Genomic DNA, 14577 nt, shown 5'->3' with positions numbered 1-14577 from the left:
GACGGACGTCGGTCACGCTATAGGGACTCTCTGAGCCCGCGTCCGGCACTATGGCGGCCACGAACGGCACGTCTTCGTGCTGGTGCGAGTCGCCAGCACGATCACGCGCCGATGGCTGGCCTGCCACGAGGCTCGACTGTTGTCCGGGGGTTTCCCCGAGCCCCGGTTGCGGATGTCCCACCCAGCACTTAGACTGCTACCAACACGACTAGCCGTTCTCTCCGTAGGAGAGGCGGCTAGTTTTCTTATATGGATGCAGCCGTCAGTAGATACGCGAAGCCGTTCACCTCAGTCCCAGAGCAAGTCGAGTTGCTCCGACGCAACGGTATGGTTATCGACGACGCCGCCGACGCTGCGGCGACGCTGCGGAGATGCGGTTATTACCGCCTGTCGGGATACACCCACTACTTTCGTGAGGGCCCGTCCTTGAGACGGTTCATGCCTGGAACCACGCTCCGCGAGGTGACAGACCTTTACCGCTTTGATGAAACCCTTCGAGCGGTGATCTTGGACGGAATCGCTCAGCTGGAGCCCGCACTGAGATTCCACGTCGGCCACCGCCTGGGGCGGAATGCTCGCTTCGCTCATCGACGCGGTGTCTATCTCAGCGAGTCGGGAACCGTGTGGGCTCAGGGGCTGGAAGGAACAAGTCGGTCCAAGCATGCCTCATGGCTGCAAGAGTATGGCCAGCAAGAATCACGGTCTCAAGAGACATTCGTCCAGCATTTCCGCCGGCGATACGGTCCACACCTGCCGGTGTGGGTTGCGACCGAAGTGATGACCTTGGGTACCCTGACCCGCCTCTACGACTTGATGCCCGACAACGACCGGAAGTTGGTCGCGTTGCGATTCGGGCTGCGCACTAAGGACGGCGACGGGGATCCGGGAACCTTCTCGAACTGGCTGAACTTCATCCGACATGTTCGCAACATCTGCGCGCATCACTCGCGTTTGTGGAACCGTACGCTGGACGTATCGTTGACACGCCCCGGGTCAGGGCTTGCTCCGGAGCTCGCCCATATCGACGATTCCAGCCGTAGGCGGCTGTACGGCGTGATCTCAGCGTTACGGTACCTGCTGGCCCGCGTCGAACCCGAGTCACACTGGCACTCACGGGCCCTGACCATCGTGACCGATTTCGCGCGAACAAGTGGCGTCCGCTTGTCCACGATGGGCTTCCCCCGCGGCTGGCAGAACGAATCATTGTGGGCGCCCAACTATCTCCCTGACATGCTTCTCCGGGAGGTCGCGGACTCAGTTGACGCGGTAGACACCGTTAATCGTCCAACCGCCATGCTCCTGGTTGAGGAGAAGGGTGATGAAGCGGCGAGGAAAGACTGGCTTCGCTACCTGGTGAGAGAAGGGGCGTTGATCGCGCACAGGATGGGGCCGCAGCAGCACTTTCCTGTCTTCCAGTTCAGAAACGGGAACGTCTATGCGCCAGCCGCCAACGTCAACGTCAATCTGTTCTCACGTATCGAACGGACGGAGAAGGACCCCAGCCGTGCGGCCATTGCAGCGCAGCGCTGGTGGACGACCGCCGACCCCTCCCACGGCTTCGAAGATCCCCCGCTCGACATGCTCAATGGCGACCCGGAGATTGTCACACAAGCGAGCACCACGTGGGCCAACGGAACCATCGAGCGGATCACCTAATCCTGTAGGAGCTCCAACGCATGGAGAGCAAGAAACGTTTGCCGGCTGCCGCGCCTTGCAGGCCGCCAAACGTCAGCCGTTCGGGTTGAGGCGCGCAACATCGCACTAACCGGCCCTCCGTGCTCACCAGCCGAAGAACTGCGTAGCAATCTCCATCAGGCCGGCGGCCGCGAGGTCCGTCGTGACGCCGGTGGCGAGCGTGACGGACCCGGACTTGACGGCGCCGAGGAACTTTCCGATGCGGCTGCGCTTGTCTTCGTCGTCGCCAACTAGACCAAGCACCGCTCTCAGCTGCTCGATCCCTTGATCGTCAAGGAACCGGCGAGCACTCTCGAGCGCACCGCGAAGGTCACCGGTCGCGATGCGCACCTTCTGAGTGACGTTGTGACCCTGGGCCAGCCCGGTGACGGAACCGTAGATGTTGTTGACGATGGTCGTAACTGTGGCTTCCACTGCGGGGTCGTCTACCGTCGGCCCGTCTTTCTCGCCTGCATCCGGAAATTCCTCCTGCAGGTCCAACGCGAGCTCCAGCGCCTTCGTCCTGACGACGTCGATGATGCCGCGCAGCGCCCCTTGCGGGAAGACCTTTTGGGCGCTGTAGACACCCCAGTGCTCGATAAATGGCACCAAGCCTTCGTCGATCCACCGGTTGTAGTGCCCGATTATGGCTGGGTCCCAAGGCACCGCGATCCCGTTCTCGGATCCGGCGAACCCTTCCAGCGCCGCGAGAGGGTCCTTGAAGCGCATCTCGAACAGCCCGTCAAAACCGTCAGGCATCCCTTGCTTTGTGAGGGTGCTGGTCCCCTTGCTCGGTCCGGGACCGGTAATGACTGCCTGCACGTTGACGGTGAATGGGCCGCGGTAGGCGGGGATGTCATTCAGGTCGTCGTAGCCGTTGAGCTCTGACTTGACCCAAGCGAGCAGCGGATCTGCTCCGAGGCGGTGGGCGACGATCATGAGCTTGCGGAGCATCGCTGCGGCGTCACCGTCGGAGGCCTGTTCAATCACGTCGTCGAGCAGGGTCATGCGCTCATGATGTCATGCGCCATCGACGACAGCGCGACTCCGAGACATTGCCGCGGCTCGTCCTGCACTCGCCATCGCGCTCGCGGGTCTGCCACTCAGCGAGTCGAACGCAGCCGACCTGGTGAACCCGTTCTTCGACGAATACGAAGTCTCCGAGCACGAGATGCGCGAGTTCACCAACCGGTTCCTCTGGACCCTCAAGCAGTCGTGGCCGGTCATCGGCGAGAACACCGCACAGGTATGACATGCGGGGTGAGGCGGCGAGCTCGCTGGCGGCCTCACCCTCGCCTGCGGCGTCCATGAGATTCGCGACGCGGGGTTCTGTGGCAACAAGTTGGCGAGACGATGCTCGCCTGCTTTCTGCGCACCCAGAGGGGTTTGAAACAGTCATGTGCCCGGCGCGAGGTCATGACATTCTCATCCGAAGGTGCGGGCGTGGATATGCTCGGCTTCAAGGGGGAAGGGGTGGCGAGTGTTCGAGACCATGGGCAACGCGTTCATTGCGGCTGTTGCGCGCACCATGCAGTCGGGGGAGCGCGTCGAGGTTCGCGGGTCGGTGACCAGGGAGCTTCGTGATCAGATGCTCGTGATGCTGCGGCCTACGGAACGTACGCCCGTCATCGCCGGGCGCCGCAACAACGTCTTCGCCTCCATCGCCGAGACGATGTGGGTCTTGGGCGGACGCGATGACGTTGCTTTCCTGATTCCGTACCTCCCGCGCGCGGTGGACTTCTCAGACGACGGCGTAGTGTGGCGAGCCGCGTACGGCCCGCGGCTCAGGGGATGGAACGGCGTTGACCAGATCGAGAATGTCGTCCGCCTGCTGACGGAGGACCCCCACACCCGTCGCGCCATCATCACACTCTTCAATCCAGCGGCAGACTACGTGGCGTCGAAGGACGTGCCGTGCACGAACTGGATGCAGTTCACCACCCGCAATGGCTCACTCCACCTTGCCGTCGTCATGAGGAGCAACGATCTCTTCTGGGGATTCTCAGGCATCAACGTCTTCGAGTGGAGCGTCCTTCAGGAGCTCGTCGCACGGTGGACCGGGCACGCCGTGGGAACGCTCACCTTCTTCGTCGGTTCGTTGCACATCTATGAGCGGCACTTTGAACGCGCACGCTCCATCCTCGGACATCCTCGCGTGACCATCCCGCCGTCCACCGCCCCGCGTTCAGGGTTCGATACAGATTTCGCCAGCATGAACGAACAACTCGCGATCTGGTTCCGCAGTGAAGAATCGTCGAGGTCGGGGGAAAGGTCCGTTGTCGACGAGATCACTGACCCCCTGCTGCGTGACTATGCAGCCATGATCTCCGCGTTCTGGGCGTTCGAGCGGTCGGGGAGAGAAGCTGGCGAAGCGGCCTTGCGTGACGTCGCGGATGCTGGCCTCATCGCCGCGGGCCTCGACTACTTCTCGTGGAAGTCAGGGGACGAGCCCACCATCGAGCTCGGTCTGAGAACGGACGAGTTCCGTGATGCCGTGATTGCGCTACACCGGATGAAAGACCACCACTACGGAACCAGCTGGAAGAAGCGGGGCGAACGGACCTCAATTCTCCCGAACATCGCTCGCAAGCTCGACCGGCTGGCCGCCTTCGACAGCACCAACGACTCCATTGACGAGCCCTGGCTGGACACCTCGGTAGATCTACTCGTGTACGCCGTGAAGTACGTGGCGTTCCTGCGCGACCAGGCGGGCGTGCCGGGACCTCCCGATGCGAACACGTGGAGCGACGGGCCCACAGGGTTCGAGCACCTGCTTCCTGATCTTCTCGCGCAGAATCTGCCAGGAACCGATGTGCGTGATGAGTCTGTTCTCGAGCTCGTCCGTGAGTGCGAGGACATTTTGGTCTCCATCGAAGAGGCGGCTGAGGCGCGGGCAGGACTTCCAGGGCGGCAGGACCTTGCGGCAACCCTGGCGTCTGCGGCGCTGCGGGTCGTCGGGGCCATTGCGGCGGTCTTCCCGGGTACGACGGCGGTGGAACTGAGTCGTTGGAAGCAGATCGGGCAACAAGAGGCAGAATTGTTCTCGTGAAGCTCTCCGAGCCTGTACCCCGACAGGAAGCCTTCGACATCTACTGGCGTTTCACCCATGAGCGCCAGCGCATCTTCGAGCGCCGTCTGGATGGTCACCCGGGGCCCTGGACAGACGACCCGATCTTGTCGACGTACAAGTTCTGCAACGTCTTCCGCGCCGCGGACCGCGTATCCCAGTACCTCATCCGAGACGTCTGCTACACGGATGTCAGTGCCGACGATGATGACCTTGCGTTCCAGATCACGGCGTTCCGCACGTTCAGCAACATCGCAACCTGGGAGGGTCTCATCGAGCGCCTCGGGCGTGCACCGACCCTCGAGGATCTCGCCGACGGCTCGTTCGAACGCGCCCTTACGGCCATTCGCACGGAGACCGGGAGGCTCTACACGGGCGCATTCATTCTGTGCGCCACGGACGCGTACGGGCGACAGCAAAAGCACCTGAACCACGTCGAACTCTTCAAAGACATGTTCCTGCACAACGACGCGGGCGCCCGGATCACCAATGCCACTTCCCTGCGCGAGGTGTACGACATCATCCACAGCTTCCCGCTGATGGGCGACTTCATGTCCTACCAAACGGCCATCGACCTCAACTATTCGGCTCTCACCGACTTCAGCGAGAACGACTTCACTCAGCCGGGGCCGGGGGCGCTGCGCGGGATCAAGAAGGTCTTCGCCGACACGCGCGGATGGAAACCGGCGGACATCATCCAGTGGATGGTCGATAACCAGGAGCGTGAGATGGATCGTCTCGGGCTGCGGTTCGACGGCCTGTTCGGCCGTCCGATTCACGCAATCGACGCTCAGAATCTCTTTTGCGAGACCGACAAGTACTGCCGTGAGGCGTTGCCCGAGCTTGCCAGCGCGCGTAGTCGTATCAAGGCGAAGCACACCGCCAATGACGCGCCCATCGATTACTTCTTCCCCCCGAAGTGGAACCTTCAGGTCAATCGGGTTCTCGTCGACGCAGCATGATCCCTTGACAACCATGTCGGATTATCCGACACTAGGGTCATGGATAACGACATTGAGGGTAACGGTCTGTTTGACGACCGCGGGGTTCCCCTGACGCTTGAGGGTGCTCAGTCTCTGACACGTGATGAGCTGATTGCCGTCGTGCGTTCGGTCATCGTCGATGTCGAAGCTCTCGACGATGACGAGCTCGATGGCTGGGAGCCTGGCGAGGATGGGACCCCCGCCGTGGAAAGCCAGCTCGGCGTAGATGTCTTCAACGACATCACCAGTCACCTCTCGGACGCGCAGGTGCCGATTACGGGCATCGCCGACGAGAAGTGGAGCACCATCGGCGGTATCGCTGACGCCATCATGACGGCCCTCGGCAAGCTCAGCTGACTATGTCTCTGTTCATCCCGCCGCAGCCAACTCTCGCCGAGGCGTGGGTGGAGACTCTGCGCGAGGTGCACGACGCCGGCGGTACGGCGACGAATGTGCTCACAACGGTAAGCACTCCCGGCCTTGAGCAACATGCAGCGTTTCGGGAGGCGTACGACCGTCACATCTTCAGGCACACTCGCAAAGGCAACGAGATCTACAGGGCAGAAACGGTCGCCAACACCATCTTCCCCGAAGCGCTGTACCACCGCCCGGATGGGTTGTGGACGGTGGGTGATAGCGACCGGTTTGAGGCGGCCGAGGATGCGTTCTACGCTCGTTTCCTGAAGAACTATTCGATGCTGAAGCGTGCCGCGCGCGCGAACCAACGCGGCACGTACTTCGGCAGACTGGTCTGCTGGGACAGTGGCAAGGGTGAGCCCGTCAATCAGTTGAAGGTGCGCATCGCGGCGCTGCGGGAAGCACAGCGCCGGCAGCGTCCGATACGTACATGGAACGCCTTCGACTTCTCCCTCGGAGATGAAGGCCTCGTCACGGCGGAAGAGTCGCCTCCCGGCATGCAGATGTACCAGCCCGGGGATCACAGAACCCTCTCGCAGCGAGGCTTCCCGTGCATGGTGCACGTGGATCTGTCACTCGTCCGCGGGCGCATCAACCTCACCGGCGTCTACCGCCACCAGTACGTCATTACTAAGGGCTACGGCAACCTCCTCGGACTTGCTCGCCTGCAAGCGTTCATCGCCCAGCAGTCCGGGTTCGACGTCGGAGAGCTATCCGTTCTCGGGACCTACTCGGACGACGAACGCAAGGGTACCTGGAACAAGACGCTGGCTACGCAGATTCTTGCCGACACGTCGGCGGCACTCGCATGATCCGCATAGGAGTAGATGTCTCCTCGCCCTCCGCGTTGGAACGGCGGGCAAAGAGGTCTCGAGCAGACTTCATTCGCCGATTCTGGACAGGCGATGAGATCTCGGACGCGCGCGGACGGTATCAACTGCTGGCATCGCAATGGTCGGTGAAGGAGGCGACAATGAAGGCACTGGGTGTGGGGATCGGGAAGATTGACCCGCTGGACATCGAAACGCTCCACGTGGGCACCGTGCCGGCGCTGCGTCTGCACCGCAGCGCCGAAGCCGTAGCGACGACGCTACAGCTGACGCAGTGGAATATCTCAGTTGCACGCGAGGATAATTGGGTAGTGGCATTCGTGCTCGGTACAGGAGGTGGTTCAGATGGGGATGTCTCCGGATCCAATGCATGATGGCGACCAGAAGATCATCGCGCGCCGCCTAAAGGAGGCGCGCGAGGTTCTCGGGCTCACTCAGGAGCAGGCGGCCGCTGCGCTCGGAGTCCAGCGCACGAGCGTGATCTCGATGGAGCAGGGGAAGCGGAACGTATCCGCGTCCGAACTCGCGAGGCTGTCGAGCATCTACCGGCGCAGTGTCGAATGGCTCCTGGGACGCGAGGAGTCCCCGACAGTTGAAGGTTCCGCGCTCCTGAGGGCGACCAAGGGGCTCTCGGATGCCGACAAGGAGCAGGTTCTCCGTTTCGCCCAGTTCCTCGCCAACGCGGGCCCCGCTCCCGACCCGCGGACCTAGCCATGCGCTCTCGGGGGACGGCGCTCATCGCTGCGCGTCAACAGGCGCAGCGGCTTCGGGTGAGCATGGGGATCGGTGATGACGAAGTCGTTGACGTGTACGACGTCATTCGGCGAATGGGCATCTGGCTTGTGTTCAACAAGTTCGAAGGCCTGCTCGGTGCGATGTCGAGGGAAGGTACTGGGGGGATCATCATCAACCCGGACCGCCCCCTGGGAATGCAAAGGTATACAGCGGCCCATGAGCTGGGGCACTACGTCCTGCATTCCGATCTCGACACCAGCTGGGACACGACAGCAGAGATCATGGGGTCCACCTCAATCCACGAGCAGGAGGCCCAGGCCTTTGCGTCGGCGTTCCTGATGCCCCGGAAGCTCATCAATCTCACCCTTGGGCGGCTGCACTCCCCCGGCACCCCGCTCGATGCCACCACCGTCTACGCCGCGTCCCGAGACGTCGGGGTGAGCTACGAGGCGATGCTTGTTCATCTGGCCCAGATGAAGAAGCTCAGTGCGGCGGAATTTCACGCATTGCGGAGGGTGAAACCAGCGACTGTGAAAAAGCGCCTCGGCGGCACCGACAGCCGCACAACCGTCAACCAGGTGTGGACCGTCGACGCGCAGCACGGCCTGTCTGCGCTCACGGTCAACGAGGGCGACGAGATCGCAGTGACGTTGCCGGAGAATCCCACCACCGGGTACCGATGGCATAGCCACCCCTCCGGCCTTGACCTCGTCGACGACCAATTCCTCCTCCGGGAGGATGCCGCCGTGGGCGAGGGGGGCACGCGGCGCCTGGTGTACCAAGCCCACGAGGCCGGAGCGGTGGATCAGATCGTCGAAGAACGTCGTCCGTTCAATCCGGACGACTCTGTCGCGAGCTGGCGCCTGCGGGCCACCGTCCGCTTGGATCCGGTTCAGGAGAACGCTCTAATCCTCGCGCCGCCGTTGAGTGCGTCGTGACCGCGGTCACTCCTCATCTGAATCGGATAGACGAGGCATTCGAACCCGTCGGAGACCAAGGCCGAAGGAACACCTGCCTGCCCATCAGCGTGACCGTCGCGCACCAGATCGTCCGAGCTGAAGGGCACGCGCTCTCCGCCGAAGCGCTCTGGCAGCACGCCTACGCGGCAGGCCGCACCGCCCCAGGCGGGACGAACATGGATGCAATGGCGGCCGCAGTCCGGGACCAGGGTCAACCACTCGACGCCGAATGGCCGTACGACGGTGAGGCCTCCGACCCGCAACCTCCTCCGGCAACACTCTCCGCATCGCCGTGGATGACAGCGGAGATCGAAGGCCGCCCCGCCGAACAGTGGAGCGTCATCAGCGCGCTGCTCGCAGATCAACCGGTGGTCGTGGTCATTGATCTATCCCAAGAGTTCTTGACTCCACATGGAGAGATGGTGCTCGACCCGCCGAAAGGCGCTCCGAGCCTAGGGCTTCACGCTGTCGTGGCCGTTCAGACCGGACATGACGGCTCTCGCTACTGGGTGCTGCTCCGAAACAGCTGGGGCCCCCACTGGGGGCAGGAGGGCCGCGCGTGGGTGAGCGTTGATCATCTCGCGGCGCGGATGTGCTCCGCTGACGTCGTTACGGTTGCGGCAACGGCACCTTCAGCCACGTAGCTGCGCAGCGCACGCACAATCACGCTGGTGACGCTGCGACCCTCTCTCCTCGTCTTGAGGCGCACGGCATTCCACAGATCATCGTCGATCCGCATCGAACGCAGAGGCGTCTTAGGCTGATTCGGCACCGCGGCGCTCCGCCCTGATCCGTCGCGTCACAGCGGTGAGCTCCTGGAAGGTGATGGGCACGGCTCCGTACGCGAGCGCACGAATGCGCATGCCATCCGTGACATCGAAATGCTCCCGGTGCGTCCCTGGCTTCTGGATCCATTCCGGCGACAGACCCAGAACCTTCGCGAAGTCGAGCAGCTCTTCCGTGGTGTCAGCGATGAGGTGAGACCACCGAGCCGAGCAGCGACCCACAGTAGCCCGTCGCCTCATGTCGTCCACGTACGTCGCCATCGTCACCCTTTCGTCGAGGTGTATATACACCTACGGTACAGCCCTATGCGGGGATCAACTATGTCGATCTGGATCAACATCGCTGAGTTGGTTCAACTTCGATTGAAGAAAAGCACCTTCAGCGACGTCTCATATCACTCCACCAGCAGCGCGGGCTCCTCGAGGACGGATGCCACGTCGGCGATGAAGCGGCTCATGCCGTCACCGTCGATCACGCGGTGGTCGAACGATCCGGCGACCGTGGTCACCCAGCGCGGGCGCACCTCGCCGTCGACGACCCACGGCTTCTGGCTGATGGTGCCCATCGCCACGATGCCGGCCTCGCCGGGGTTGATGATCGGGGTGCCGGCATCCATCCCGAACACACCGATGTTGGTGATCGTGATCGTGCCGCCCTGCTGATCGGCCGGCGGCGTCTTGCCCTCGCGGGCCGTGAGCGTCAGGCGGTTCAGCGCCCGCGCCAGGTCCTTCATGCTCAGGTCCTGCGCGTCCTTGATGTTCGGCACGAGCAGGCCGCGCGGGGTGGCGGCGGCGATACCGAGGTTCACGTAGTGGCGCACGGCGATCTCGGCGCCGGCATCCGTCTCGATCCAGGCGGCGTTCACCATCGGGGTGCGACGAGCCGCCCAGATCACGGCCCTGGCCACGATCAGCAGCGGCGAGACCTTGATGTCGGCGTAGTCGGGCGAGGCCTTGAGGCGCTTCACGAGCTCCATCGTGCGGCTCGCGTCGACCTCTTTCCACACCGTCACGTGCGGGGCCGAGTACGCGCTCTGCACCATGGCCGAGGAGGTGGCCTTGCGCACACCCTTGACCGGGATCGACTCGGTGCGGTCGTCGCCGGCGGCGGAGGGACGGGTCGCGGTGAGGCCCCGCGCGAGTCCGGCCGGAGCGGCCTGGGGCGCGGGCACGGTCTCTTCACGGACGTCGCCCCACTCGGGCGTCTCGATGTTGCGGAAGACACTCGCCTGCGAGGCGTGCTTGACCACGTCGTCCCGGGTGACCTCGCCGTCGGCACCGGTCGCGGCGACCGCGGTGAGGTCTACGCCGAGGTCGCGCGCGAGCTTGCGGATCGGCGGCTTGGCGATCACGCCCACCGAGGAGCGGACCGGGCGCTCGGCCGGGCGCTTGCGGCGCGAGGTGGCACCACCGCCCGTGCCGTAGCCGACGAGCACCGAGCCGCCGCCCTCTTCCGGCGCGGGGGCCTCGGCCGTCGCGACGACCCCGGGGCCGGCGTCGTCACGAGCATCCGTCATGAAGGTGATGATCGGCGCACCGACCTCGACCGTCGCTCCCTCGGCGACGAGCAGCTCGCCGACGACGCCCGCGTGCGGAGACGGCAGCTCGACGAGCGACTTGGCCGTCTCGATCTCGCAGATGACGTCGTTGATCGCGACCTTGTCACCCGGAGCGACCTTCCAGGCGACGATCTCCGCCTCGGTCAGGCCCTCCCCGACGTCGGGGAGGTTGAAGTTCTGCGTGCTCATGACGAGTCCTTTCGGCCGAGCGGGCGGTCAGTAGGCCAGGGAACGGTCGACGGCTTCGAGGATGCGGTCCGCATCCGGGAGGTACACGCCCTCGAGCTTCGCCGGCGGGAACGGGGTGTCGTAGCCGGAGACGCGCAGCACCGGCGCCTCGAGCGCGTAGAAGGCGCGCTCCATGACGGTGGCCGCGATCTCACCGCCGATGCTGGCGAAGCCCTGGGCCTCCTGCGCGTAGACCATACGCCCGGTCTTGCGGATCGAGTCCAGGATCGGCTCGTAGTCAACCGGCGACAGCGAGCGCACGTCGACGACCTCGCAGCTCGTGCCCTCGGCTTCGGCGAGCGCGGCGGCCTGCAACAGCGTGGTGACCATCGCACCGTGACCGACGAGCGTCACGTCACTGCCGGTCCGCACGACGCGCGAGGAATGCAGCGGAACGGCGGAGGCGTCGAGCTCGACCTCGCCCTTTTGCCAGTAGCGGCTCTTCGGCTCCATGAAGATCACGGGGTCGTTCGAGGCGATCGCCTCCTGGATCATCCAGTAGGCGTCGTTGGGCGTCGAGGGCGAGACCACGCGCAGACCCGGAGTGTGCGCGAAGTACGCCTCCGGGCTCTCCTGGTGGTGCTCGACCGCGCCGATGTGCCCGCCATAAGGGATGCGGATCACGATCGGCATGCTGAGCGCGCCCTCGTGCCGGTTGGTGAGCTTCGCGAGCTGCGTGGTGATCTGGTCGAACGCCGGGAACACGAAACCGTCGAACTGGATCTCGATGACGGGACGGTAGCCGACCATCGCCATGCCGATCGCGGTGCCGACGATCCCGGACTCGGCGAGCGGGGTGTCGAGCACCCGACGGTCGCCGAAATCGCGCTGCAGGTGCTCGGTCACACGGAAGACGCCGCCGAGCTTGCCGATGTCCTCGCCCATGAGCAGGACCTTCGGGTCGTTCTCCATCGCCCTGCGCATCCCCGCGTTCAGCGCCTTGCTGAGCGGCATCGTCTCGAGGGTCATCGGGCTTCTCCTTCGAACGACGCCTCGTACTGCGCGTGCCAGGCCTTCTGCTGGTCGATCAGCGGGTGCGGTTCGCTGTACACGTGGTCGAACATCTTGCCGACGCTGGGGGGTCCGAGTTCGACGCTGCGGGCGCGAAGGTCTTCCGCGGCATCCGCCGCCTCGGCCTCGACATCGGCGAACAGTTGCGCGGATGCACCGCGGTTCTCGAGGAACGCGCGCATCCGGACGATCGGGTCACGACCGGCCCAGTACTGCTCCTCGTCGCTGCCGCGGTATTTCGTCGGGTCGTCGCTCGTGGTGTGCGCGCCGAGGCGGTAGGTGACGGCCTCGATCGCCTGCGGGCCCTTGCCACTGCGGGCCTCGTCGAGTGCCACCCGCGAGACGGCGTAGCTGGCGAGCACGTCGTTGCCGTCGACGCGGACGCTCGGGATGCCGTAGCCGGCGCTGCGCTGCACGAGCGGCACACGCGACTGCGTCGACACCGGCACCGAGATCGCCCAGTGGTTGTTCTGCAGGAAGAAGACGGTCGGCGCCTGGTAGCTCGCGGCGAAGACCATCGCCTCGTGCACGTCGCCCTGGCTGGAGGCCCCGTCGCCGTAGTAGGTGATGACGGCTTCGTCGCGGTCGATCTCACCCGTGCCGGTGCGCCCGTCGAAGACGAGCCCCATCCCGTAGCCGGCGGCGTGCAGCACCTGCGAGCCGAGCACGAGCGTGTAGAGCCGCGTGTTGCCGTTCTTCGGGTCGGTCGGGTCCCACCCGCCGTGGGAGACGCCGCGCATCAGCTTGATGATGTCGACGGGGTCGACGCCGCGGATGCGGGTGACGGCGTGCTCGCGGTACGACGGGAAGATCGTGTCCTGCGCGCGGGCCGCACGACCGGAACCGACCTGCGCCGCCTCCTGTCCGCGGCTCGGCGGCCACAGGGCGAGCTGGCCCTGCCGCTGCAGGTTCGTCGCCTGGGTGTCGATCGCGCGGATGACGACCATGTCACGGTAGAACTGCTCGAGCTCCGCATCGCTGATCGCCTCGATCAGGGGGAGATACCGCTCGGCGGCGGCGGACGGCGCGAACCGTCCGGTCTCGTCCAGAACGCTCACAAGGGGGGTCTCGGGGGTGGTCACGCTCTCACGCTACCCGCGTCGGCATGCCCGGTCACGCATACCTAGGACGCCCTCGTAGTTGCCCGGAAGCCGGAGAAAACCGCGGAAAGCCGCGGCGAGCGCGGATCAGCGAACCGCGGCGGCGACCTCGAGCACGCGGTCGAGGGAGGCTTCCTCGCCGACCGAGATGCGGATGCCGTCGCCCGAGAAGGGACGCACGATGAGGTCGTTCTCGACGAACGCGGCAGCCACCTCGTCGGTGCGCTCACCGGCCGGCAGCCACACGAAGTTCGACTGGGAGTCGGGGACGTCCCAGCCCTGCGCGCGGAGACCTTCCACGAGACGGGCGCGCCGCTCGACGATGATGGCGACGCGCTCGAGGAGTTCGGGCTCGGCATCGAGGCTCGCGATGGCGGCGTTCTCGGCAGCGGACGTGACCGAGAGCGGGATGCCGGTGGTGCGTGCGGCATCGAGCACCTTCTCGTGGCCGATCGCGTAACCGATGCGGAGGCCGGCGAGACCGTAGGCCTTCGAGAAGGTGCGCAGCACCACGACATTCGGGTGCTGCTCGAACACGCGCTCGGCCAGACCGTCGACGGCATCCGGCGCGGTCACGAACTCAGCGTACGCCTCGTCGAGGATGATCAGAATGTCGCTCGGCACGCGCTCGACGAAGGCCGCGAACTCGGCCGAGGTGATGATCGGTCCGGTCGGGTTGTTCGGGGTGCAGAGGATGATCGCGCGGGTCCGCTCGGTGACGGCATCCGCCATCGCCTCGAGGTCGTGACGGGAGTCGGCGGTGAGCGGCACCTGGACCCCGGTCGCACCGGCGACGAGCGGCAGGCTCGGGTACGCCTCGAACGAGCGCCAGGCGTAGATGACCTCGTCGCCGACGGAGGCGGTCGCGAGGATCAGCTGGTGCAGGATCGAGACGCTGCCGGAGGCGACGTGCACCTGCTCGGGGTCGACGCCGTAACGCGCACCCAGGCGCTCGCGCAGACGACCGGCGGTCGCGTCGGGGTAACGGTTGATCGGGGTGGTGCGCTGCAGCGCCTCGAGCACCGACGGGAGCGGGTCGAACGGGTTCTCGTTACTGGAGAGCTTGAACGCGTCGGGCCCCGCCTGCTTGCCCTGCCGGTACGGCGCGAGAGCGGCGATGGCGGGTCGGATACGGGGCAGGATCGGCTCGGTCACGCGTCGAGTCTACGAGGGAGCGGCACAGGTCAGGATGGCGCGGCGGGCCCCCTGTCGGGTAGAGAAGTGCAGTG

Annotated in this window: 16 protein-coding genes; 10 read left to right on the top strand and 6 right to left on the bottom strand. The window is 64.9% G+C overall.

Going from position 1 to position 14577, the window contains the following annotated elements:
• Window positions 1-249 precede the first annotated feature (249 nt).
• Window positions 250-1656, top strand: a complete 1407-nt coding sequence (locus ACIOTO_RS08370; RefSeq protein ID WP_400857411.1) for an Abi family protein — start codon at window positions 250-252, stop codon at window positions 1654-1656.
• Window positions 1657-1779: 123 nt separating this feature from the next.
• Here ACIOTO_RS08370 and ACIOTO_RS08365 read toward each other — a convergent pair whose 3' ends face one another.
• Window positions 1780-2682: a hypothetical protein gene (locus ACIOTO_RS08365; protein WP_400857410.1), complete on the bottom strand. Its 903-nt coding sequence runs from the start codon at window positions 2680-2682 to the stop codon at window positions 1780-1782.
• Between the two features lie 121 nt (window positions 2683-2803).
• Between ACIOTO_RS08365 and ACIOTO_RS08360 the strand changes: the two genes are divergently transcribed.
• The 9 genes from ACIOTO_RS08360 to ACIOTO_RS08320 all read left to right on the top strand — a co-directional run bounded on the left by ACIOTO_RS08360 (window position 2804) and on the right by ACIOTO_RS08320 (window position 9309).
• Window positions 2804-2926 carry a hypothetical protein gene (locus tag ACIOTO_RS08360; protein ID WP_400857409.1) on the top strand — a complete coding sequence of 41 codons (123 nt, stop codon included), beginning with the start codon at window positions 2804-2806 and terminating at the stop codon, window positions 2924-2926.
• Between the two features lie 228 nt (window positions 2927-3154).
• Window positions 3155-4723 carry a thymidylate synthase gene (locus ACIOTO_RS08355; RefSeq protein WP_400857408.1) on the top strand — a complete coding sequence of 523 codons (1569 nt, stop codon included), beginning with the start codon at window positions 3155-3157 and terminating at the stop codon, window positions 4721-4723.
• A complete protein-coding gene (locus ACIOTO_RS08350; RefSeq protein WP_400857407.1) occupies window positions 4720-5703 on the top strand; it encodes a nucleotide kinase domain-containing protein in 984 nt (327 codons plus the stop codon). Before ACIOTO_RS08355 ends, ACIOTO_RS08350 begins: the two co-directional genes overlap by 4 nt.
• A 39-nt stretch (window positions 5704-5742) precedes the next feature.
• A complete protein-coding gene (locus ACIOTO_RS08345; protein ID WP_400857406.1) occupies window positions 5743-6081 on the top strand; it encodes a hypothetical protein in 339 nt (112 codons plus the stop codon).
• A gap of 2 nt (window positions 6082-6083) precedes the next feature.
• Window positions 6084-6953: a hypothetical protein gene (locus tag ACIOTO_RS08340; RefSeq protein WP_400857404.1), complete on the top strand. Its 870-nt coding sequence runs from the start codon at window positions 6084-6086 to the stop codon at window positions 6951-6953.
• Window positions 6950-7345, top strand: a complete 396-nt coding sequence (locus tag ACIOTO_RS08335) for a holo-ACP synthase (protein ID WP_400857403.1) — start codon at window positions 6950-6952, stop codon at window positions 7343-7345. Before ACIOTO_RS08340 ends, ACIOTO_RS08335 begins: the two co-directional genes overlap by 4 nt.
• A complete protein-coding gene (locus tag ACIOTO_RS08330) occupies window positions 7338-7682 on the top strand; it encodes a helix-turn-helix transcriptional regulator (protein WP_400857402.1) in 345 nt (114 codons plus the stop codon). Before ACIOTO_RS08335 ends, ACIOTO_RS08330 begins: the two co-directional genes overlap by 8 nt.
• Before the next feature lie 65 nt (window positions 7683-7747).
• Complete coding sequence (locus tag ACIOTO_RS08325; RefSeq protein ID WP_400858079.1) at window positions 7748-8644, top strand: ImmA/IrrE family metallo-endopeptidase; 897 nt, start codon at window positions 7748-7750, stop codon at window positions 8642-8644.
• Window positions 8641-9309: a C1 family peptidase gene (locus tag ACIOTO_RS08320; protein WP_400857401.1), complete on the top strand. Its 669-nt coding sequence runs from the start codon at window positions 8641-8643 to the stop codon at window positions 9307-9309. The genes ACIOTO_RS08325 and ACIOTO_RS08320 overlap by 4 nt, the downstream gene beginning before the upstream one ends.
• Before the next feature lie 111 nt (window positions 9310-9420).
• On the opposite strand, the gene ACIOTO_RS08315 is transcribed toward ACIOTO_RS08320, so the two are convergent.
• The 5 genes from ACIOTO_RS08315 to ACIOTO_RS08295 all read right to left on the bottom strand — a co-directional run bounded on the left by ACIOTO_RS08315 (window position 9421) and on the right by ACIOTO_RS08295 (window position 14503).
• On the bottom strand, window positions 9421-9711 hold the full coding sequence (locus ACIOTO_RS08315) for a DUF4031 domain-containing protein (protein ID WP_400857400.1): 291 nt from the start codon (window positions 9709-9711) through the stop codon (window positions 9421-9423).
• Window positions 9712-9845: 134 nt separating this feature from the next.
• Window positions 9846-11198, bottom strand: coding sequence for a dihydrolipoamide acetyltransferase family protein (locus ACIOTO_RS08310; protein WP_400857399.1), 1353 nt, complete (start codon window positions 11196-11198; stop codon window positions 9846-9848).
• Between the two features lie 27 nt (window positions 11199-11225).
• Window positions 11226-12206 carry an alpha-ketoacid dehydrogenase subunit beta gene (locus ACIOTO_RS08305; RefSeq protein WP_372467658.1) on the bottom strand — a complete coding sequence of 327 codons (981 nt, stop codon included), beginning with the start codon at window positions 12204-12206 and terminating at the stop codon, window positions 11226-11228.
• Window positions 12203-13330: a thiamine pyrophosphate-dependent dehydrogenase E1 component subunit alpha gene (locus ACIOTO_RS08300; protein ID WP_105711709.1), complete on the bottom strand. Its 1128-nt coding sequence runs from the start codon at window positions 13328-13330 to the stop codon at window positions 12203-12205. Before ACIOTO_RS08300 ends, ACIOTO_RS08305 begins: the two co-directional genes overlap by 4 nt.
• Window positions 13331-13435: 105 nt before the next feature.
• Window positions 13436-14503, bottom strand: coding sequence for a histidinol-phosphate transaminase (locus ACIOTO_RS08295; RefSeq protein ID WP_400857398.1), 1068 nt, complete (start codon window positions 14501-14503; stop codon window positions 13436-13438).
• Window positions 14504-14577 lie beyond the last annotated feature (74 nt).

The organism is Microbacterium sp. NPDC087592, assembly GCF_044743585.1.
Classification (GTDB): domain Bacteria; phylum Actinomycetota; class Actinomycetes; order Actinomycetales; family Microbacteriaceae; genus Microbacterium.
Note: the sequence above shows the minus strand (reverse complement) of the source record. Positions and strands in the feature narration are given on the sequence as shown.